Here is a 21,192-nt window from a genome sequence, read left to right as displayed (position 1 = left end):
TCTCTTCGTTAAGTATTGGTATGAAAGAGTTAGTTTCCTTTCGCTGCCTCAATCCTTTTATCGAGGTCTGGATGAGTACTCAACCACTCAGGCAACTCGTCATAACCTTGGTTACGGAACAACTCAAACATTTCAGCCATCGGCTTTGTGTCGCCATAAACCTTGAGCATCGCCTCTCTTGCGAATGCATCGGCTTGTATTTCGGCTTCTCTGGAGTAACCACTGGACAACACAAACACACTTGCGCCGGCAAGATTGTCCACGATGCCAGAACTTTCACCAGTTAACAGGGCGACACCAACAGAAAGGACACTCGAATACACCAACCTCTTTAGCATGTGGCGATGATGAATATGACCAAGCTCGTGAAGAATAATACTGTCCAACTGTTGCTGGTTTTTAGACAACGCGACTAATTCATCGAGCAACACAATCTTTCCACCAGGTAAGGCAAACGCATTCGCTCCTAGCTCAGAAGATCGGAAAACAATCTCTACTTGGTAAGGCAACGCCTCTAACTGTGTTAAGTGCTGCTCTACCCTGCTTCGAATGGCTTCTTGTTCGGCTTTACTCAGCTCGCTCGGGTTCCAACGGGAATCCAAGCTTTCGAGTACCTTTTCGCCATGTACAACTGAGACACTGTCAGGAATCGCGTATGCGACTTTATCGCTCACCCAAGGTAACGCGTAATAATACCCCCCAAGCACAACCGCAATACATGCCATCGCAGACACGACCCAAGCAAGCCAGTTCGATTCAATTCTATCAACAAAGCTCGACCTTTTATTTGCCTCCAGCCACCGAGACACTTCTTCAGTACGCTCGGTAACGAAAACCCAACCATTGGGCAGCTTAAATCTGACGGGTAAATTGCCTACTGGAGCAGTAATGTCCGCATGTTGCTGATCACAGCTAAAAATATTGTCAGCAACAACCAAACTCAGCGAGTTAGCTTGAGCGACATCCAATCTGGCTTGATGTCGCTCAGAGCTTTTTGGTGGAAACGCGGTTCCTTCAAACTGCATTAACCGATTCCAACACCGAGATCGAAGGCTTGTGCAACTTCATCAGAAATCGCTGATTTCACTTTTGAATCTTGGTCTGCTGCTTTCAGTTGGCTCATGTCTCCAACGACGACCGTCTTATCAGCAACATAGCGAGAAGTACGAACCATTACCCATGGTCTCGCAATACTCAAGGTCACAACTTGTAATAGGAAGTTTGAGATAATCAGCCACATGTAGCCATCAACTGTATAGGTAGACTTAAACGTAAAGTTGTTTTCTTCTTGCCCTTCTTTTTCTAGCTTCATTTGGGAGAACAAGTAGTTACGAGTTCTTGTTGCTGTGTATGCCGTCAAGCCGATGGTTAAGCCAATCATACCAAGGTACATAACTACCATTGTAATGACAGGGCTAGATTCATTCAGTGAAGCCAAGTCGCCCGTTGCTGCTTCCATTAGCCCTGAGCTCCCAACCATCACAATGACCGCTACAATCGCAATCGCGATAGCTGTGCTAAGACCGATTGCTACGGCTTTCAGATAGGTTTTTACAAAGAAACTGGTTTCAAGTTCGCCACTAAACTGCCAATCACCATAACGGTAGCCATTAACAAAGTAGCGTTGAACGCCAACCACAACCCAACCATAAAGTGCAGCCATAACGACGACTGAGCAAAGCCCTAAAATAACCGACGCAGCTTGTGAAACGCTTGCAACCGCCACACAGATACCAATGAAAACCATGACTGCCAGCGCAGCACCAAAGCCTCGGCCAAGTATGGTGATGTATGCATCTTTTAGTGACGAATTAAAAGAGAAGTGAACATTGCGGTAACTCGTCATTGCAGAATCAAATCGTGCGTTGCTCCATAACAACCATGGCAGGGCGACATAAAACAGAAGTAAGAGCACAAGCGCCAGTTGGGGAATGAATGAGTTTGCGATACCCCATACCAATACAATCGCCAGCACGACTAAACGCCCCTTTAAGATTTGCATTGGCTCGGCATGATACTCAAAGTTATCACCGTCGATGTACGTGTTACCGTAGAAGTAGCGCTTTGTTCTTACTTTGGCCCAAGCAGAGTAAATTCCAAGCGTAACGATAGAAAGTAGAACATTGACAATCCAGATGCCAAAAAACTCTCCCCCTCGCCCTTTAAAAGAGATGGTATTGGAAATGCGTTGATGGTTCATATACAGTCCGAATAGTTTATTTAATTTTATGAATTTAAAGGCGTTATCCTATCTCATTCATAAATTGATAAACTTGACTGCCATAAGCAAACTAAACATCAATTATTTATAAAACACATATTAATTATGAATTCAAATTCACCGACAAAATAATTTAATGGTCATTTCCGCGCAAATGAAAGCATCTAAAGTGATAGAAACCACCCACTCAGTGAATTTAATCGACAATGGCTCATTATCACTAAAAAACTCAAAACCTGAGACGTCACCTTACCAATCAAAAGGTTAGTTGCTGATTACATTTTTTATCAGGCGAATTGTAAGGTGTTTATAACTATCTAAATACCGCGAAGCCCCCTAATATTCGCCTCGGCATAAGGCAGGAGCATCTTCTTTCTGCATTAGCTAAATCCATCCATTTGTTGTTTTAGACAACGTCAAAGGCTAGGAAAATAAAATTGGGAAAGGATTCCCAGCCCTAAATGTTCATTCGAGAACTGAGTCCATTACCTCGATTTTCAACATTCTAGATTCAGTCTTTAAAAACGAATTCAGCAGCATTCAACAGCTGCATATGAATAGGCACCAAATCCGCGTGTTCACTTCGATAACCACCACCAACGACAGCCGCAACAGGAATACCTCTGTCTTTCATCAACTGCATTAAGAAACGGTCTCGCTCAAATATGCCCTCCGTCGACACGTTGAAGTAACCCAGTTCGTCGTCGACATGAATATCCACACCAGCGTCATATATCACCATGTCTGGACGATGCAAGTTAATCGCCATCTCGACGACCTCTTTAAACGTCATCAAATACGTTTCATCATTGGTATCGCGACTCAAAGGGACATCAAGATCAGAGTCTGGCTTTCTCGCCGGGAAGTTTTTATCGCAATGGAAAGACAAGGTGACAATGTCGGGTTCACTTTCACAAATCGTTGCTGTGCCATCGCCATGGTGGACATCACTATCGATGATCATCACTTTATCGACGTGTTCATGATCAAGCATGTGCTTAGCAGCAATCGCCAGATCGTTGAACAGACAAAAACCACTGCCAAAGTTTTTGTGCGCATGATGATAGCCACCGCTTAGGTGAATCGCGACGCCATGTTCTAATGCCTTTTCTGCGGTCAGTACCGTTCCGGCGGTGGATGTCAGTGTCCGTGTTATCAACGCCTCACTCCAAGGAAACCCAATTCGACGCATTTTGGCCGCAGGCATAGCTCCCGTCACCAACAAGTCGACATACTCCCCATCATGCACGCGTTTAATATCATCCATACTTAGAGGGCTTGGTTGGAAGCATTCAATTTGCCCTCCCCAATCTTCACTCGCGAGCTTCTCCATCACAGCTTGATAAAGATAACGATATTTCATGATCGGATAACGGTGACCATCTGGTAGATCGAGTTGCGAGTAAATAGGGTGGTAAATCAGTGGCAGCATGAGACATTCTTTTCATAAAACGTTGTGAAATAGTACCAACTCCCAGAGTTGATTAAAAAGAAATTTAATTGATAATGATTTTCAATATCAATTAAATTTCTACCTGTTATGAATAAAACCTTATATACGATACTCGGCGCTTTCTTTGGTTCTTTCTGCGCGATGTCTTTGTTCATGTCTATGATGTTAGGTGCATGGTGGTTAGTTGATTTTATCGCCCTTAGCTAACACAATGGTTCTGTTTCCACTTAACCCCATTGAATCAGACAGATAGGTGTACTCATGAGTCAGACAGTCTTTATTACTGGTACGAATCGCGGTATCGGTTTGAGTTTAACCGAGCTCTATTTGCAACAAGGCGCTCAAGTTCACGCGACAAGCCGTAACCTAACAGAAAGTAAAGCACTACACGCATTAGCATCGCGTTATAGTACCTTGGTGCTACATGAATTAGACGTGACGGATTACCAAGGAGTCGCCCAACTCACAAGCGAACTCCCAGCAATCGATCTACTGATCAACAATGCCGGTTACTACGGGCCTAAAGGCTATGGTTTTGGTAATACCGACATCGAAGAGTGGCGACAAGTTTTCGAGATAAATACCATCGCTCCATTGAAGTTAGTGGAAAGCTTTTATCCGCTGCTACAACAAGGCAAAGCGAAAAAAATTGCGTGTATCTCCTCTAAAGTTGGCAGCATGACGGAAAACACCTCTGGTGGTGGTTACATCTATCGCTCTTCCAAAGCAGCGCTCAACTCTGTTGTAAAAAGTTTGAGTAATGACCTAACCGATGAGGGATTCACTGTTTTGGCACTTCATCCGGGCTGGGTACGTACTGAAATGGGTGGGCCTAATGCGCTTATCGACCCACAAACGTCTGCTGATGGTTTAGCAAAAGTGATTGAGCAAAGCACGCAAGAAAAGTCGGGGCAGTTTATCAACTATGATGGCACCGAACTTCCTTGGTAATAGTCAACTATCAATAAGTTAACGTTACGCGACGAAAGGTTCCTAGTTTCGTCGCCCACTCTCAACTTCTCCAATCTCATTACTTAACTTGAATTTCACCATTTCCTATCCAGACTTAGTGAGGTATTAACCCCACTAAGGAGAGTAACCATGGCCACAGATAAAGATCTGGTGAATTTCAGTGAAGATCATGAGCTCAATTACTGCTTAAGAAGTGCAGGTAAACGTCAAACTCAAGCGAATCGCGATACGCTGATCGACTTAGGACGACAAGTAAAACAGGATTTAGGTAAACGAGTGCTAACTCAAGATGACGTCAGAGGCGCAATCGACAAGAACGATAACTTGTTCGACTAGCCATGACCTTAATATAAGAAAGCGGCACTGGATGGTGCCGCTTGATTGGAAGTAAACATGAGTTACTTAGAGGATTTACGTTTGGTGGTCGTCGTTTTTGATGCACTAGATTTGTTGTAACTGCGCTTCTTACGCTTGAATGCTGGTCGCTCTACTTTTGGAAGATGACGCAGAGATTCCGGAATCGGACCCGATTTCACTTCGCCCATCAGCCCGTCTATACGTTGTTCTAACGCTTGCATGAAAGGTTGATACGCTTGATTTCTTTCTGCCATTCCTTGTAATTGGTGTTCCCAATGCGCGGTCATATCTGGGTACGTCGAGTCCATTGGCAAGGCATGAATCAAGCCACGTCCTGCTGGTGAGCTCAAAATCGATTTCCCCTGACGAGTCAGCAACTGGCGTTTGAACAAGGTATCAAGAATGCCAGCCCTCGTCGCTTCTGTGCCCAGACCATCGGTTTCACGCAATATCTTCTTTAGCTCTTTATCTGCCACATAACGAGCGATGCCCGTCATGGCTTGAAGCAGTGTTGCCTCAGTAAAGTGCTTTGGGGGCTCTGTTTTACGATCTTTGATTTCACCTTCACGACAAGTCAGCACGGTGCCCTCAGCAAGCGGCGGCACAGCATCGATACCATCGTCTTCTTTGTCCGTTTTCCCCATCAACGCTTTCCAGCCCGGAGAAACAAGCTGGCGACCTTTAGCGATAAACGTACCACCAGCAATATCAAAGACGAGCTTCGCTTCTGCGTAAACTGCAGCTGGATAGAATTGCATTAAATATTGACGTGCAATGAGCTGATACACCTTCATCTCATTACCTGATAATGCATTCACATTTGCTTGTTTTGGCGTTGGAATGATTGCGTGGTGAGCATCGACTTTTTTGTCGTTCCACGCTTTAGACTTAATCGATAAATCCGCACCTTGCACCGCGCTTTGTAGCTCTTTGGCATTGTTAGCAATAGCCGAAGTAACGGAACCCGCTTGCGAATAATGCTCCATAGGTAAGTAGCGACAATCAGAACGTGGGTACGTGATCAGTTTGTGCTTCTCATACAACGCCTGACAAGTATCCAAAACCTGTTGGGCACTCATGCCATAGCGTTTGGCAGCATCAATCTGCAAGGCTGATAATGAATAAGGAAGTGGTGCAGACTGCTTCGTTTGCTTTTGCTCGGATTCCGTGACTTTCGCAGGCTGGTTAGCAATGCGATTTGCTACGTTCTCAACGAGCTTTCGGTTAAGAACTCGACCTTCTTCATCTTGCCAAGGTTTACATGCCTCACTTGGCTTCCAACGAGCGCGAATATCAAACGAACCATTTTGATCTTGATAAGGGATCAATGCATGCAGAGTGAAATAGTCTTTAGGGACAAAGTTTTCGATTTCTTCGTCGCGACGTACCACCAAACCAAGTACAGGCGTTTGAACTCGCCCTACCGATAAGACACCTTGGTAGCCTGCTTTTTGGCCCAGCAACGTATAAGCGCGAGACATGTTCATTCCGTAAAGCCAATCAGCCCGAGAACGTGCTAAAGCTGAAACAGAAAGAGGAATGAAATCGCGATTACTGCGCATCGAGCTCAATGCACGCTTGACCGCGGGTAAGTTCAAGTCTGAAATGAGAAGTCGTTGTGTCGCTTCTTTCTTGGTTTTGGAGAGCTTACAGTAGTCCAACACCTCATCAACCAACAATTGACCCTCTCGATCCGGGTCGCCTGCATGGATAACTTCTGTCGCATCTTTAAGGAGTTTACGTATTACCGTGAGCTGTTTACTGGCACTTTTTCTCGGTCTTAATTGCCATTGCTGAGGAATAATCGGCAAGTCAGCTATATTCCATTTTTTATAGCGTTCATCGTAGGCATCGGGCTCAACTTGCTCTAACAAGTGACCAATACACCAAGTCACGACGTCACCATTACCACAACGGATAAAGCCTTGATCTTTCTTTTGAGGGTTTGGTAGTGCAGCCGCAATCGCGCGACCTAGACTTGGTTTTTCAGCAATAAACAGACGAGACATAAGGTTTTGGAAATCATAATAATTAGGGCCACATTATCTAATGTAGCCCTAACAAATCAAGGAAAACTGTACAGATGAACAGTTATAGCGTCACTTTCTAGCTTACTGAAACTCAACAAACTGAGACAGGTCACGCTCTGGCACTTTCATTGGGGTGCAACCTGGTGTGCCAAGATATAAGAATCCTACGATTTGATCTTCGCCTTCAAGGCCAAAAGCTTGATGCACTTCTGGGTGGAACATCCACTTACCCGAGCGCCAGAAACCTTGGAACCCTTGTGCTACCGCTGCCATTTGCATCGCTTGTGCCGCACAGCCTGCTGACAAGTATTGCTCGAATGCAGGGACTTTCTCATGTTCTGTCACCTTCGCAATCACCGTGATGACCATTGGCGCACGAAACGGGGCATTTTTTACTTTTTCAACCACCGCTTCTTCACTGTTTTCCGCTTCAGCGGCTCTAACAAGAATGTCCGACAGTTTCTTTAAGCCATCGCCTTGAGCAATCACAAAACGCCAAGGGGTTAAACCCGCGTGATCAGGCGCGCGCAGACCTGCACGAATAATATTCTCCAACGCTTTACCTTCTGGCGCAGGCTCAGACAACTTGGCAATAGAACGACGGTTGAGCAAAAGATCGAGAGCTTCCATGAGCAAGTCCTTATTTGATTGAATTATTATTTTTTACGCAGCTCACTTTAGCATAATCCAAACTTTCGAATAACAACCTGTTTTCTAGGGATTTAGAACAAAAAAAGCTGCGCACTTGGCGCAGCGATAAAAGGTTAAGAACGAATGAAAAAAACTATTTTTGAGGTTACGGTTTAGAGTTTCACAGCAAGTTTGACACCTTGGCGGATTGCTCTCACCGCATCAAGTTCACCCGCATGATCTGCGCCACCAATAATGTGTAGCTTCTCTCCCAGCTCATGCCATTTGTCTTCAAATGGACGAACGGACTCTTGCCCTGCACAAATCACCACTTTATCCGCTTCTAGCAGTTCCTCTTTGCCATTTACATGAATGTGTAAGCCAGCATCATCAATCTTGTCGTACGACACCCCACCGTAAAGGTGAACACCACGTTTCTCTAGCGTACGTTTATGAATCCAACCCGTGGTTTTGCCCGGCCCTTTACCAACACGCCCTTTACGACGCTGAAGCACCCATACTTCTTTATCGCTCACTGCATCAGGGTAAGGATACAAACCGCCCGGTTGAGACATCTCTTTATCAATGCCCCACTCATGCAGCCAATCATCTAATGTTTGACCTACTGGTTCGGTTATCATGGTCGCCACGTCAACACCAATACCACCAGCCCCAACAATCGCAACTTTCTCACCAACAGGCGTTTTATCTCGAATCAATGTTTGGTAGTCGATCACTTTTTCTGGGTTATCGATACCATCAATTTTTACCTTGCGAGGTTCAACACCCGATGCCATGACGACTTCATCGTATTCGGTCAGCAAGTCGTAATTGGCTTCTGTCTCTAGGTGAAGATTCACACCAGTCTCTTCAATGCGGTTCGCAAAGTAACGGATGGTTTCGCGGAACTCTTCTTTGCCCGGGATCTGCATCGCTAAACGGAACTGGCCGCCAATGCGATCGTTTTTCTCAAACAGATCCACTTTGTGCCCACGTTCTGCCAACGTCGTCGCACAAGCCAAACCAGCAGGACCGGCACCTACTACCGCAATGTTCTTCTTCTTGAATGCTTCTTCAACAACAATTTCCGTCTCGTAACACGCTAGCGGGTTAACTAAACAACTCGCTCTTTTGCCTTTGAACACATTGTCCAAACAAGCTTGGTTACAGCCAATACACGTGTTGATCAGTTGAGATTTTTCCTGCTCTGCTTTGGCAACAAAGTAAGGGTCAGCTAGGAATGGACGCGCCATCGAAACCATATCGGCATGGCCTGAAGAAAGAATTCGCTCGGCTTCGTCTGGGGTATTGATACGGTTACACGTGATAATTGGCACTGAGACGTGAGGTTTAACTTTTTCTGTCACCCAAGTAAATGCGCCGCGAGGAACCTGAGTCGCAATGGTCGGAATGCGCGCTTCGTGCCAGCCGATACCAGTGTTGATGATGGTGACACCGGACTCTTCCAGCGCTTTTGCCAGTTCAATCACATCTTCAAACGTACTGCCCTGCTCGACCAGATCGAGCATGGAAAGACGGAAAATAATAATGAATTTTTCACCGACCGCTTTACGCACCGCTTTAACGATTTCAACCGGGAAGCGCATACGTTTTTTATAACTGCCACCCCAGTCGTCATAACGCATGTTGGTACGTTTACATAAGAATTGGTTAATCAAATAACCTTCAGAGCCCATCAGCTCGACACCATCATAGCCCGCTAGCTGAGCCAACTCTGCACTATTAGCGAAAGCTTCGATGGTCTTTTTGATTTGACGCTCACTCATTTCGCTTGGCGCAAATTTGGCGATAGGCGCTTTCATACCAGACGCACTCTGCGCGAATGGGTGCATCGCGTAGCGTCCGGCATGGAGAATTTGTAGGGCTATTTTGCCGCCGTGTTTGTGCACCGCTTCAGTCACAACCTTATGTGCTTTGGCATGTTTTGGCTTACTGAATTCTGCACTCAAAGGATGTAATCGGCCACGTAGGTTTGGAGAGAAACCGCCCGTCACGATTAGACCTACACCGCCTTTGGCACGTTCTTCATAAAACGCCGCAAGCTTTTGTAGTCCTTCTTTGTGCTCTTCTAGACCAGTGTGCATTGATCCCATCAGGACGCGGTTTCGTAGCTGTGTAAAACCTAAGTCCAATGGCTTTAACAAATTTGGGTACATGGCAGACATCACTAAACATCCATTTTTATTGTTGTGGTCTGACCACAGTACGCCGCAAAAACCAAAAAATCAAACAAGCGTTTACATTTTTGCAACACAAGTCAATCTCACGTTAAAGTATGCCAATTGTTGAATTGCCGTGATAAGCTAAAAAAATTGTTATCTTTTGAGATCTTAGAGATAAGAACCCATACTTTGTAAGATTAGGGAATGACTATCTCGTTATGGAGACAAGATGAAAAAACTCTTCAAATTTATTGGTCTGATATTCAAGGGGATATGGAAAGCCATCACCTTTGTCAGACTCGCGCTGATGAATCTGATCTTCTTAGTGATGATTGCCGTCTTCTACTTTGCCTTTACATACACTGGTGAAGGTCAGCCTACCGTTGAAAAAGAATCGGCGCTTGTGATGAACCTATCTGGCCCTATCGTTGAACAGCGACGTTATGTGAATCCTATGGATTCGGTAGCGGGCTCTATTCTGGGTAACGAAATCCCGAAAGAGAACGTGCTGTTCGACATCGTAGATACTATCCGTTACGCGAAAGATGACCCGAAAGTGTCGGGTTTGGTACTAGCGCTTCGCGATATGCCAGAAACTAACCTGACGAAGCTTCGTTACATTGCAAAAGCACTGAATGAGTTCAAAACCTCAGGCAAGCCAGTATACGCGGTCGGTGATTTCTACAACCAAAGTCAGTACTACCTTGCAAGCTACGCAGATAAAGTCTTCCTAGCACCAGACGGCGGTGTATTGATTAAGGGCTACAGCTCTTACTCTATGTACTACAAAACCTTGTTAGAGAAGTTAGACGTATCGACTCACGTATTCCGAGTAGGTACTTACAAATCAGCAATCGAGCCATTCATTCGTGACGATATGTCGGATGCAGCAAAAGAGTCAGCAACGCGCTGGATCACTCAGCTTTGGAGTGCATTCGTTGATGACATTTCAACTAACCGTAACATTGATGCCAAAGCACTAAATCCAACTATGGATGAATTGCTTACAGAGATGAAGTCTGTAGATGGTGACCTAGCACAACTGGCAGTAAAAATGGGCTTAGTCGACGAACTGGCTACTCGCCAAGACGTACGTAAGCTATTTGCCAAAGAGTTTGGTAGCGATGGTAAAGACAGCTACAACGCGATTGGTTACTACGACTACCTAGCGACCATGCGCCCTAATCTCGCACCGTCAGAGAACGACATTGCAGTGGTCGTCGCAAGCGGCACTATCATGGGTGGTCAACAACCACGTGGCACTGTGGGTGGCGATACGGTTGCAAGCCTACTTCGTCAAGCACGCAATGACGACAAAGTGAAAGCGGTTGTACTTCGTGTTGATAGCCCTGGTGGTAGCGCGTTTGCCTCTGAAGTCATTCGCAATGAAGTAGAAGCGCTGAAAGAAGCAGGTAAACCTGTCGTGGTTTCAATGTCGAGCCTTGCAGCGTCTGGTGGTTACTGGATCTCTATGAGTGCAGATAAGATCGTTGCTCAACCAACGACTCTGACAGGTTCAATTGGTATCTTCAGCGTTATCACGACGTTCGAGAAAGGTTTCAACAAACTTGGCATCAGCACAGACGGTGTTGGCACGTCTCCATTCTCTGGTGATGGCATCACGACAGGTCTCTCTACTGGCGCTTCCGAGGCGTTCCAATTGGGTATTGAGCACGGCTACAAACGCTTTATTTCTCTGGTTGGTTCAAACCGAGATATGTCATTAGACGAAGTCGATAAAGTGGCACAAGGTCGCGTTTGGACAGGCCAAGACGCTCTGTCGTTCGGTCTAGTAGACCAAATGGGTGACTTCGATGATGCGGTGAAACTGGCAGCGAAACTTGCTGAAGTTGAAAACTACGAAATCTATTGGGTTGAAGAGCCTCTTTCACCGACTGAGCAATTCATTCAGGAATTCATGAATCAGGTGAAAGTCTCTTTGGGCATCGATGCAACAAGCTTTCTTCCAAAGAGCCTTCAGCCAGTCGCGCAACAGTTTGAACAAGACGCGAGCATGATGCAAAGCTTCAACGATCCAAAAGGTCAATACGCCTTCTGTTTGAACTGCGAAGTGCAATAGCTTTTCCAGCTTAGCCAAAAAGGGGCATCTCTGTGCGAGATGCCCCTTTTTATTAGGTGTCATTTCGCTATAATCCCCGCCACTGTTCCCCCTACATGAAATAAAGTAGAACGATGACTAGAAAACACATCTACATCGCTTACACCGGTGGCACCATCGGTATGCAAAAATCGGATCACGGCTACGTGCCTGTGGCTGGCTTTATGGAAAAACAACTAGCCAGTATGCCCGAGTTCCACCGCCCAGAAATGCCGGAATACACCATTCATGAGTACGAGCCTCTGATCGACTCATCTGATATGACACCGGCAGACTGGCAGCAAATCGCAGACGACATCCGTGATAACTACGAGAAATACGATGGCTTTGTGATTCTGCATGGTACTGACACCATGGCATACACAGCTTCTGCTTTGTCTTTCATGTTGGAAAACCTAGGTAAGCCAGTAATCGTAACAGGCTCACAAATTCCTCTAGCAGAACTGCGCTCAGACGGCCAAGCAAACCTACTGAATGCACTGCATATTGCAGCAAACTACCCTATCAACGAAGTGACGTTGTTCTTCAACAATCAGTTGATGCGCGGTAACCGCAGCACTAAATCTCATGCAGATGGTTTTAATGCCTTTACTTCACCAAACCTTCCACCACTATTGGAAGCGGGTATCAACATCCAAATCAGCAACAACATTGCTGTCGGTGAGCAACCAGAAGGTGAGTTCAAAGTACATAACATCACACCTCAACCTATCGGTGTGATCACCATGTATCCGGGCATTTCGCACGAAGTCATTCGCAATACACTTCGTCAACCAGTTAACGCAATGATTCTGCTGACGTTTGGCGTGGGTAATGCCCCTCAAAATCCAGAGCTACTTGGTCACCTAAAAGAAGCATCTGAGCGTGGCGTTATCGTCGTAAACCTAACTCAGTGTTTGGCGGGTAAAGTTAACATGGGTGGTTACGCAACAGGCTGTGCTCTGGCTGATTCCGGCGTAATCAGCGGTTTTGATATGACACCAGAAGCGGCATTGGCAAAACTTCACTACCTTTTGAGTCAAGATTTGTCGTACGAAGAAATCAAGCAAAAGATGCAAGAAGTGTTGCGTGGCGAAATGAGCCTGTAAACGGTTATCTTCAACATCCGAAATACGAAAAAGCCCAATTTTGTAAATTGGGCTTTTTACTTTGAAAGAGGCGTGTTGTTTAGTTCAAGTTTGGGTTCACTCGAACGATGTCTTGCTCTTCTCCACTGAATTGTTTCTTCAATTCTTGCTTAGATTTAAAGCTGATTTCACCACCAGCGGCGACCGTCATGTGCTGCGCCTCGGTGTTATGTTTTGATTGATACAACATCACAGCTTGCATACATGAGTCTCGCTGCTCTTGGGAAAGTGGTGTACCCTCAGGCCATCTTCCTGTCTCTACTGCGTAAACCAATCGCTCATAGACTTCTGGAGTTATCGCATTTAATAATTGTTCTGCGTCCATAATGTACCTTCTTATTACATTCTATTTACAGAACATAACGGTATAGAAAGCAGAGTCAAGAGCTCGAAATTGAATTGGTGTAACGGATCACAAGCAAAACCATGAAACGAACATACTGGTTACTCCTAGGCCTTGCCAGCCTGACACTAACAGGTTGCTTCGAAGGCAACGTCACCACTGAAGAATTGTGCCAAAAGAACCCACAGCTTCGTTGTGAAAACTTAAATATGGACGATGGTCAATGTCGCATACCTCGTACCAATTTGGTTTGGCATCGCTTTGAGCTACTCAAAGATCCATCAGAAGCCAATCAAGTCATCGAATACGGGTTAGTTGCTGAGTATCGCAAATGTTTAGAACTCGCGTCACAGATCACTCCGATTGATCAAAGCGCGCTAAAACGTAAAAGATTTGATGCCTTGGTGCACAGCATTGATGAGCTGGATCGTATCGTCAATAACTTAAAAGGCTCTAATGACCCAGCAACACTTTATTTCTTGTGGTCTCAAACGGGTGACGACCAAGCACGTCGTCAGTTTTTACAAATGGAAGGCAAACCAGAGCTCAATACCGCAGAAATGCAGTACGCACTCGCCACCTTCTATACCAACCGCGATCCACAAAAGACATTAACATTACTTCATAATTCGCTATCAATGTCGAACGAAGACAACTTAAAACCAGAAATTTTGAAGTCATTGGCCAGCATTAACCAAGGTCTAGGTAAGAAAGAGCAGGCTTACTTATGGGCCATGGTTGCAAAGCGCTACGATGTCCCGCTTGCTGACGAGCAACAATTGCAGCGCATGTTTAACTTTGCCGACCCAGAGAAATATGAGCAATTAGATGATTTGGCTAAATCTATATCTAAGGCAATAGATAAAGGGAATTATTCACCAAGGATGATCCCTAGCGATTTATAAAATAAAAAACTCCCGTTCATGTCGGGAGTTTTTTATTTCTACAGTAACGGTTCAGTATTTTATTAATTGAAAGGATGAAACATTCTTTCTACCAAAACTGGCGTTATTGATCGGATTTGTTGAAAATTAACGACACCGAGTTGACACAAAAACGCTCACCCGTTGTTTGCGGTCCATCTTCAAAAACGTGACCTAAATGGCTGTCACAAGTGGCACATCGAATCTCAGTTCGGACCATTCCGTGACTCAAATCCTTAAGATAACGCACCGCAGAGTCGTTAATCGGGGCATCGAAACTCGGCCAACCACAGCCAGAGTCATACTTGTTATCGGAGATAAATAGAGGGGTGTTGCAACAGGTACAGGCATACACACCTGTCTCTTTATTATGAAGCAGTTTACCGGAGAACGGAGGCTCTGTGCCTTGCTCGCGACAGACGCGAAACTCTTCCTCAGAGAGCTGCTCGCGCCACTGTTCATCGGACTTCGTTACTTTTCTTCCGCTTTGTTCTACCAATTTCTGTTCCTTATTTCTTATTTTTGGCAATGACTTTTTTAGCAAAAAACTTGCTTCTCGTAACAGTTGTAGCACATACTTTCTCACCAGGACACCATGTGTAATTAATTTGATACGAGTTCTTATCTCGAAAGTTATATTACGCCAACTGGAATGTAGAATAACCAGTTAAAAGTTTAAAAAACGAGCATTTGCGAAGAATTGTTAAAAAAAGCGTCGCTTTTTTTTGACTTTAAACAAGTTAAGTCCGATTATCTGTTGCAGATGTTTACTGGATTTTGTAATTTTACTACCAGTTATCTTTAATCAGAAATTAAGTTGTGGAGCAACTATAATGACTATCAAAGTAGGTATTAACGGTTTTGGCCGTATCGGTCGTTTCGTATTCCGTGCAGCGCAAGAGCGCAACGACATCGAAGTTGTAGGTATTAACGACCTTATCGACGTAGATTACATGGCATACATGCTTAAGTACGACTCAACTCACGGCCGTTTCAACGGTACTGTTGAAGTTGAAGGCGGTAACCTAATCGTTAACGGTAAAACTGTACGTGTAACTGCAGAGCGCAACCCAGAAGACCTAAAATGGGATGCTATCGACGTTGACGTAGTAGCTGAAGCAACTGGTCTTTTCCTAACTGACGAGACTGCACGTAAGCACATCACTGCTGGTGCGAAGAAAGTTGTTCTAACTGGTCCTTCTAAAGACGCTACTCCAATGTTCGTAATGGGCGTTAACCACGCTACTTACGCTGGTCAAGACATCGTTTCTAACGCTTCTTGTACTACTAACTGTCTAGCGCCTATCGCTAAAGTTCTTAACGACAAGTTCGGTATCGAATCTGGTCTTATGACTACAGTTCACGCTACTACAGCAACTCAAAAAACTGTAGACGGTCCTTCTGCTAAAGACTGGCGCGGTGGTCGTGGTGCTTCTCAAAACATCATCCCATCATCAACTGGTGCTGCTAAAGCTGTAGGCGTTGTTCTTCCTGAACTAAACGGCAAACTAACTGGTATGGCTTTCCGCGTACCAACAGCTAACGTTTCTGTAGTTGACCTAACAGTTAACCTAAAAGAAGGCGCATCTTACGAAGCTATCTGTGCAGCAATGAAAGAAGCTTCTGAAGGCGAACTAGCTGGCGTACTAGGCTACACTGAAGACCAAGTTGTTTCTCAAGACTTCATCGGTGAAGTTCAAACTTCAGTATTCGATGCTAAAGCTGGTATCGCTCTAACTGATAACTTCGTTAAAGTTGTATCTTGGTACGACAACGAAATCGGTTACTCAAACAAAGTTCTAGACCTAATCGCTCACATCTCTAAGTAATTATTACTTAGCTGAAAAGCAATTAGCGAAGCTTGTGTTTGAAACATAAGATTTGAATAAAAGGCGGCTCTAGAGTCGCCTTTTTTGTATCTGGAATTTGAGAGAATGAAGACTCGACGTTGCACTCAATGTGCGAAGTGCGTCTAAAAAGCTCTCCCTCCCAGCGATAGGAAGCAACACATGGATTTAAAAACTCTCCCAGCTCTAACCGTGCTATCTGATAACGTCACTATCGTCGAAGTTGATCAGGTTAAAGTCGTTCGCGTTATTCATGAGAAAGCAACGGCAGGTATCGCACTACACGGTGGTCATGTCGTGTCGTTCACACCAGAAGGCCAAGAAGACCTAATCTGGATGAGCGAAAAAGCAATCTTTGATGGCAAAGCGGCACTTCGTGGTGGTATTCCTGTTTGTTGGCCTTGGTTTGGCCGCATCGCAGCACCAGCTCATGGTTTTGCGCGCACAGCAGAATGGGAATTGGTTGAACACCGTGAGAACGACAACGGCGTGATCGTTGAACTTGCTCTCTTCCCAACCGAAGAAACTCACGACATCTGGCCACATATGTTTGATGCTCGTCTTGTTGTTGAAATCAGCGACGAGCTAAAGGTGACATTGAAAGTCACCAACATTGATGATGCAGAGTGGACATTCTCAGGTGCACTACACACGTATCTAAACGTTGGTGATATCAAACAAGCACAAACAACAGGAATGGGCCCAGAATACATCGATAGTCTAAAAGCAGGTGAAATCTGCCAAGGCGGTGATGTCCTTCAACTAACTGATACGATTGACCGTGTTTACACTCAGCCAGAAGCGAAAATCTTGGTGAAAGACCCAGTGTTAGATCGCACGTTGAGCGTTGAAAACCAAGGCCATAACTCAGCAGTGTTGTGGAACCCTTGGGCACAAGGCGCACAAGGCATGGGTGACATGGCAGACAACGGCTATGAAACCATGATGTGTGTTGAATCGACAGTGCATGCGCCAAGTATTGAGCAAGGCAAGACGTTACAGCCAGGTGAGACACATGAACTTATCACTGTAATTTCAGCGCAGTAATCCAGTTTATAGGCCGGTTCATCCGGCCTTTTTTACATTTCCAAAGCACAACACAAGAATCACTCATGCCATACTAAGGCCAACCAAAACGAGTCGAGATAATGGTGTGACGATGAAATACCGCATTTATTCAATATCACTTCTTACGGGCTTATTGTTTGGCTGTGCCAACACTGAGGTCTCGTTACAAGCCGAAAAGAACGTCGCCGAATACAAGCAATTGTCTCCGACACGATATCAAGTCTATTGCCCCACCGGAATTTGCCGCTTCCAAGTTTCTGCGAACCAGAAAACGGCAATAAGCATTGAGATGTTCTATGCCGAAAATAAACCGTTCAAGAAGATTGAGGGGCTGACCTACGACAATCAAAATCAATATCCGACGTCGAATGTTTTTACTCTTCCCGTTACGTCAGGCAACGAAAGGATATCTGTGCAAGTCATCGACTATTACAGATAACCCCACTCCGTTATCGCTTTGAATAACGAATAATCGATTCTCGATAAAGTGAAAGCAGTGTATCGCTTTTCACACCGCTCCCAACGTTTTGCGCGGAGAAAGCGCTCCACTCATCGTGCATGTATTTGCGTTGATCCGTTTTCTGAATCGTCATCCCTTCGGCAGGTCCATCAGTCACTACTCGGACGGCACCACTGCGCAAAGTAAACAGCTCAGGATCAATGACATATGCAATCGCAGAAGGATCATGGACATGGCAACCATCCATTCCAACCTTCTCGGAGTAAAACTTCAAATAGTAGCGGCTCACATCCCAAATGAACTGCCCTACTTCTCCTGCATCCACTCGCAGTTGGTCTAGGTATTGCCCCGTAAAGAAGCTCTCTTCCGTAACATCCAAACCGATGATGACGACTGGCCACGAAGCCGTGAATACCTTATCGGCGGCATGAGGGTCGTCATGAATGTTTGCTTCCGCAAATGGCGTAACATTGCCTCGATGATCGTTCTCACCAAAAGCGCCGCCCATTACAACCACTTCCTTAACCAAGTTAACGATTTCTGGGTCTGCTTCCAAAGCGAGCGCAAGGTTAGTTAAAGGGCCCACGGCCACCAAGGTGATTTCTCCCGGTTCTGCTCTAACGCTGTCGATGATAAACTGATAGGCAGGCGTATCAATGGCACTTACATCCAGTGCGCTCGGCGCTTTCACATCGCCAAAGCCAGCTTCACCATGCACGACAACCGTTGCTCCAACCGGTGCTTTTACCAAAGGCTTATCCGCACCTTTCGCAACCAAGGCTTTCATACCAAACTTCTGTTTTAGGTATAGGGCGTTTTGCGTCGCGTTGTCTATCGTCGCATTACCATAAACGGTTGTGATGGCCATAAGGTCGATATCAGGATGGGCTTCAGCAAAAAGAATGGCCATCGCATCATCGATGCCAGGATCTGTGTCTAGGATGATTTTCTTTGTCATATCAGCTTCTATTAAACGCTTGGAAAGCCCCAACAATACCTATAAAAAACAAGGATAAACGTGACCAAAGCCGAAGGTATGAGCTTTCTTTTAATCACAGCTCCTCACCACTGCTTTACCAAACAAATGAAATTTTCGCCCACTAGCATCCAACTCTTTGGTGGCTCAACTTACTCAACCTTATGTGGTCATTTCATTTCTGCAATAAAATCACCCAGTCAGCGGTCATTTGTTATCTAAGCTATTGGTTGCTCTTATTTTTTGACAATTAACTTAATAAATATCAAAAAAACTCGTCATATAAATCGCTAGCATGCCGATACAACATTTATAACATCTATCAATAATCAGGAAAGACACTACATGCTAGACAAATATCAGAATCAAAGTGTCGGTTTCCAGCTCAAACTGGTCATCACACTGTGTCTGCTTATTGCATTTTCAAGCATTGCTGCGCTTGTTTATCAAAACGCTTCAAACGTACTTTTAGAAAACACGCTGAAAGAACATCAATCTAAAGTGGAGTCGATGGCAAAAACCATTGCAGGCCAGTTCAATGCTTACCTGCACACGGCAGAAGTTTTGGAATCAACCTTCCGTAATGGTTATTTGGCGGGCGTCTATGTCGAGAGTTACAACGTTGACTTTCAAGGTCACCAAGTACCAAACATCACCCAATACAGCGAAAGCTTGATTGGTGACACTAAGTTAGTTGATAGCTTCACTCGTGACACTGGCGCTGTTGCGACCCTGTTTGCTCCAATGGGCAACGACTTCATTCGCGTCGCTACTTCACTAAAAGATCCTCAAGGTAAAAGAGCACTTGGCACTACATTGGGGCTTAACCACCCGGGTTACCAAAAACTTAAAAACGGCCAACCTTACTATGCGCAAATCAAACTTTATGGTGAGCGCTACATCACCTACTACGCACCTTTAAAAGACGCGAATGGTAAGGTCAACGGTATCTCATTCATTGGTTTACCTGTTGAGCGCGCGACCCAAGATCTATTCAGCTCGCTACAAAGCGTAAAATGGGGTGACACTGGTTACACCATCATTCTGGATAACGAAAAAGACAACCAAGGTCATTACCTTCTTCACCCAAAACACGAAGAGAGCGATCCACCGATTCAAGAAGTGTCTGACTACAACGGCAACAAGCCTTTCTACCAACTTTTCGAACAAGAAAGTGGCTTAATTCGCTACCCATTTGAATACCAAGGCACCGTGGGTGAAAAGTACCTGGTTTACACTCAAGTACCAGGTTGGAACTGGAAACTCTTAGGTGGCACTTTCATCAATGAAGTCACCAAAGGCAGCCAAGCTTTACTTCAACTGATTGCGACGATTTCTCTCATTGTGGCAGCGGCCACTTTTGTGGTGCTTACGCTTGTCCTTAACCGAACGCTAAATCCACTCACCATTTTGAATGGTTACATGAACCGTTTGGCAAAAGGTGAAGTGAGTATCGATATTCCGGCTTCAGGTAAAGCATCGAAAAACGAAATCATTAACTTGAACAACGGCGTTGCCAATATGGCGGGACAGCTGAACGAGTTGGTTGGTCAAATTCGCTCGACTAGCGACCAAGTTGAAAGTAACTCGACCAGCGTTGTGGATGATGCAAACCGCAACCTGATGCAATCGGATCTTCAGCAAGAGCAGGTAGAACAAGTGGTGACTGCCATTGAAGAGATGGCTTCGTCTGCTCAATCTGTCGCTCAGCAAGTTGAACAAATTGCCGAAAATGTTCGCTCTGCAAACACTGACAGCCAATCTGGTCTAGAAGTCGTTGAAGGCGTTTGTATTGATGTTGCACAGTTGAATGATCAGCTAGACCAATCTGCGGCAGCTATCGAGCAAGTGAACCGTGACAGCGAAAGCATCCAAACCGTGACGAAAATGATTGATGAGATCGCAGAGCAAACCAACCTACTGGCGCTTAACGCGGCTATTGAGGCAGCACGTGCAGGTGAACAAGGCCGTGGCTTTGCTGTAGTGGCAGACGAAGTTCGAACCCTTGCTCATCGCACTCAGACTTCAGTGAAAGATGTCGTGGAGATCATCGAGAAACTTAAAGGCTCCACCAGCAATGCCGTAAGCATGATGACCGAGAGCCAGCAAAACGCGAATAAGGTATTGGATAAAGCACAAGAAGCAGGCACCGCGCTAGAAGCCATTGCTGGGCAAGTTCAGTCTATTGCGTCTCAAGCCGATGCTATTGCTGCAACCTCAGAGGAACAAGCACAAGTTTCTCAAGAGATTGCAGCAAACGCACATTCGATTAGTGAATTGAACCGTGAAAGCCGTGATACCAGCGCTAAAACATCGCAAAGTGCAACCGAGCTACAGCAGCAAGCGCAAAACTTGAAACAGCAAGTGGATTTCTTCCACTAACCCTCCAATAAAACCGATAAAAGAGCCGATAATTCGGCTCTTTTTTGTTTCGCTTGCCGCATCCCTTTTTGGTAGAATTTGCCGCCCTACTTCCTGTCCAG

At 45.3% G+C, this 21,192-nt stretch carries 18 protein-coding genes; 9 read left to right on the top strand and 9 right to left on the bottom strand.

The window, feature by feature from the left end; genetic code table 11:
• Positions 1 to 29: 29 nt before the first annotated feature.
• From KJB05_RS05625 to KJB05_RS05615, 3 genes are all read right to left on the bottom strand, one after another.
• The gene (locus KJB05_RS05625; RefSeq protein WP_208444925.1) at positions 30 to 1,025 is read right to left on the bottom strand and encodes a M48 family metallopeptidase; all 996 of its coding nucleotides are present in this window, start codon (positions 1,023 to 1,025) and stop codon (positions 30 to 32) included.
• On the bottom strand, positions 1,025 to 2,200 hold the full coding sequence (locus KJB05_RS05620; RefSeq protein WP_208444926.1) for a YjgN family protein: 1,176 nt from the start codon (positions 2,198 to 2,200) through the stop codon (positions 1,025 to 1,027). The genes KJB05_RS05625 and KJB05_RS05620 overlap by 1 nt, the downstream gene beginning before the upstream one ends.
• Positions 2,201 to 2,732: 532 nt before the next feature.
• Positions 2,733 to 3,653 carry a histone deacetylase gene (locus tag KJB05_RS05615; protein ID WP_039986873.1) on the bottom strand — a complete coding sequence of 307 codons (921 nt, stop codon included), beginning with the start codon at positions 3,651 to 3,653 and terminating at the stop codon, positions 2,733 to 2,735.
• A gap of 282 nt (positions 3,654 to 3,935) precedes the next feature.
• On the opposite strand from KJB05_RS05615, the gene KJB05_RS05610 reads away from it, so the two are divergent.
• Together KJB05_RS05610 and KJB05_RS05605 are read left to right on the top strand one after the other, a co-directional pair.
• Entirely contained in the window at positions 3,936 to 4,625 is a 690-nt protein-coding gene (locus KJB05_RS05610) for an SDR family oxidoreductase (RefSeq protein WP_208444927.1), read from the top strand.
• 150 nt (positions 4,626 to 4,775) lie between these two features.
• Positions 4,776 to 4,982 (top strand): hypothetical protein, encoded by a 207-nt coding sequence (locus tag KJB05_RS05605; protein WP_208444928.1) that lies wholly within the window; start codon positions 4,776 to 4,778, stop codon positions 4,980 to 4,982.
• Positions 4,983 to 5,044: 62 nt separating this feature from the next.
• On the opposite strand, the gene KJB05_RS05600 is transcribed toward KJB05_RS05605, so the two are convergent.
• The 3 genes from KJB05_RS05600 to KJB05_RS05590 all read right to left on the bottom strand — a co-directional run bounded on the left by KJB05_RS05600 (position 5,045) and on the right by KJB05_RS05590 (position 9,849).
• Positions 5,045 to 7,012, bottom strand: coding sequence for a DNA topoisomerase III (locus tag KJB05_RS05600; protein ID WP_208444929.1), 1,968 nt, complete (start codon positions 7,010 to 7,012; stop codon positions 5,045 to 5,047).
• A 102-nt stretch (positions 7,013 to 7,114) separates the two neighbouring features.
• Positions 7,115 to 7,663 (bottom strand): NAD(P)H nitroreductase, encoded by a 549-nt coding sequence (locus KJB05_RS05595; protein WP_038896083.1) that lies wholly within the window; start codon positions 7,661 to 7,663, stop codon positions 7,115 to 7,117.
• A 173-nt stretch (positions 7,664 to 7,836) separates the two neighbouring features.
• Positions 7,837 to 9,849, bottom strand: a complete 2,013-nt coding sequence (locus KJB05_RS05590) for an NADPH-dependent 2,4-dienoyl-CoA reductase (protein ID WP_045480694.1) — start codon at positions 9,847 to 9,849, stop codon at positions 7,837 to 7,839.
• A 226-nt stretch (positions 9,850 to 10,075) separates the two neighbouring features.
• On the opposite strand from KJB05_RS05590, the gene sppA reads away from it, so the two are divergent.
• Positions 10,076 to 11,926, top strand: a complete 1,851-nt coding sequence (gene sppA, locus KJB05_RS05585) for a signal peptide peptidase SppA (RefSeq protein ID WP_208444930.1) — start codon at positions 10,076 to 10,078, stop codon at positions 11,924 to 11,926.
• Between the two features lie 113 nt (positions 11,927 to 12,039).
• The gene (gene ansA, locus KJB05_RS05580) at positions 12,040 to 13,053 is read left to right on the top strand and encodes an asparaginase (RefSeq protein WP_005439732.1); all 1,014 of its coding nucleotides are present in this window, start codon (positions 12,040 to 12,042) and stop codon (positions 13,051 to 13,053) included.
• A gap of 79 nt (positions 13,054 to 13,132) precedes the next feature.
• On the opposite strand, the gene KJB05_RS05575 is transcribed toward ansA, so the two are convergent.
• Positions 13,133 to 13,417: a DUF1315 family protein gene (locus tag KJB05_RS05575; RefSeq protein WP_009707311.1), complete on the bottom strand. Its 285-nt coding sequence runs from the start codon at positions 13,415 to 13,417 to the stop codon at positions 13,133 to 13,135.
• Between the two features lie 101 nt (positions 13,418 to 13,518).
• Here KJB05_RS05575 and KJB05_RS05570 point away from each other — a divergent pair, with 101 nt between their 5' ends.
• Complete coding sequence (locus KJB05_RS05570; RefSeq protein WP_208444931.1) at positions 13,519 to 14,340, top strand: DUF2989 domain-containing protein; 822 nt, start codon at positions 13,519 to 13,521, stop codon at positions 14,338 to 14,340.
• Positions 14,341 to 14,443: 103 nt separating this feature from the next.
• Here the strand turns inward: KJB05_RS05570 and msrB are convergent, their stop codons facing one another.
• A complete protein-coding gene (msrB, locus tag KJB05_RS05565) occupies positions 14,444 to 14,857 on the bottom strand; it encodes a peptide-methionine (R)-S-oxide reductase MsrB (protein ID WP_005439736.1) in 414 nt (137 codons plus the stop codon).
• A gap of 334 nt (positions 14,858 to 15,191) precedes the next feature.
• On the opposite strand from msrB, the gene gap reads away from it, so the two are divergent.
• From gap to KJB05_RS05550, 3 genes are all read left to right on the top strand, one after another.
• A complete protein-coding gene (gap, locus tag KJB05_RS05560; RefSeq protein WP_005432905.1) occupies positions 15,192 to 16,187 on the top strand; it encodes a type I glyceraldehyde-3-phosphate dehydrogenase in 996 nt (331 codons plus the stop codon).
• Between the two features lie 180 nt (positions 16,188 to 16,367).
• On the top strand, positions 16,368 to 17,252 hold the full coding sequence (locus tag KJB05_RS05555) for a D-hexose-6-phosphate mutarotase (protein ID WP_208444932.1): 885 nt from the start codon (positions 16,368 to 16,370) through the stop codon (positions 17,250 to 17,252).
• Positions 17,253 to 17,364: 112 nt separating this feature from the next.
• Positions 17,365 to 17,712, top strand: a complete 348-nt coding sequence (locus KJB05_RS05550) for a spore gernimation protein (RefSeq protein ID WP_208444933.1) — start codon at positions 17,365 to 17,367, stop codon at positions 17,710 to 17,712.
• Positions 17,713 to 17,722: 10 nt separating this feature from the next.
• On the opposite strand, the gene KJB05_RS05545 is transcribed toward KJB05_RS05550, so the two are convergent.
• Positions 17,723 to 18,691, bottom strand: coding sequence for a nucleoside hydrolase (locus KJB05_RS05545; protein ID WP_208444934.1), 969 nt, complete (start codon positions 18,689 to 18,691; stop codon positions 17,723 to 17,725).
• A gap of 363 nt (positions 18,692 to 19,054) precedes the next feature.
• On the opposite strand from KJB05_RS05545, the gene KJB05_RS05540 reads away from it, so the two are divergent.
• A complete protein-coding gene (locus KJB05_RS05540) occupies positions 19,055 to 21,091 on the top strand; it encodes a Cache 3/Cache 2 fusion domain-containing protein (RefSeq protein WP_208444935.1) in 2,037 nt (678 codons plus the stop codon).
• The last annotated feature ends 101 nt before the right edge of the window (positions 21,092 to 21,192 follow it).

This window comes from Vibrio sp. B1ASS3 (genome assembly GCF_905175355.1).
Lineage (GTDB): Bacteria > Pseudomonadota > Gammaproteobacteria > Enterobacterales > Vibrionaceae > Vibrio > Vibrio owensii.
Note: the sequence above shows the minus strand (reverse complement) of the source record. Positions and strands in the feature narration are given on the sequence as shown.

Coding starts and splice junctions, on each gene's coding strand:
- KJB05_RS05625 (WP_208444925.1), bottom strand. CDS start 1,025: ATGCAGTTTGAAGGAACCGCGTTTCCACCAAAAAGCTCTGAGCGACAT.
- KJB05_RS05620 (WP_208444926.1), bottom strand. CDS start 2,200: ATGAACCATCAACGCATTTCCAATACCATCTCTTTTAAAGGGCGAGGG.
- KJB05_RS05615 (WP_039986873.1), bottom strand. CDS start 3,653: ATGCTGCCACTGATTTACCACCCTATTTACTCGCAACTCGATCTACCA.
- KJB05_RS05610 (WP_208444927.1), top strand. CDS start 3,936: ATGAGTCAGACAGTCTTTATTACTGGTACGAATCGCGGTATCGGTTTG.
- KJB05_RS05605 (WP_208444928.1), top strand. CDS start 4,776: ATGGCCACAGATAAAGATCTGGTGAATTTCAGTGAAGATCATGAGCTC.
- KJB05_RS05600 (WP_208444929.1), bottom strand. CDS start 7,012: ATGTCTCGTCTGTTTATTGCTGAAAAACCAAGTCTAGGTCGCGCGATT.
- KJB05_RS05595 (WP_038896083.1), bottom strand. CDS start 7,663: ATGGAAGCTCTCGATCTTTTGCTCAACCGTCGTTCTATTGCCAAGTTG.
- KJB05_RS05590 (WP_045480694.1), bottom strand. CDS start 9,849: ATGTCTGCCATGTACCCAAATTTGTTAAAGCCATTGGACTTAGGTTTT.
- sppA (WP_208444930.1), top strand. CDS start 10,076: ATGAAAAAACTCTTCAAATTTATTGGTCTGATATTCAAGGGGATATGG.
- ansA (WP_005439732.1), top strand. CDS start 12,040: ATGACTAGAAAACACATCTACATCGCTTACACCGGTGGCACCATCGGT.
- KJB05_RS05575 (WP_009707311.1), bottom strand. CDS start 13,417: ATGGACGCAGAACAATTATTAAATGCGATAACTCCAGAAGTCTATGAG.
- KJB05_RS05570 (WP_208444931.1), top strand. CDS start 13,519: ATGAAACGAACATACTGGTTACTCCTAGGCCTTGCCAGCCTGACACTA.
- gap (WP_005432905.1), top strand. CDS start 15,192: ATGACTATCAAAGTAGGTATTAACGGTTTTGGCCGTATCGGTCGTTTC.
- KJB05_RS05555 (WP_208444932.1), top strand. CDS start 16,368: ATGGATTTAAAAACTCTCCCAGCTCTAACCGTGCTATCTGATAACGTC.
- KJB05_RS05550 (WP_208444933.1), top strand. CDS start 17,365: ATGAAATACCGCATTTATTCAATATCACTTCTTACGGGCTTATTGTTT.
- KJB05_RS05545 (WP_208444934.1), bottom strand. CDS start 18,691: ATGACAAAGAAAATCATCCTAGACACAGATCCTGGCATCGATGATGCG.
- KJB05_RS05540 (WP_208444935.1), top strand. CDS start 19,055: ATGCTAGACAAATATCAGAATCAAAGTGTCGGTTTCCAGCTCAAACTG.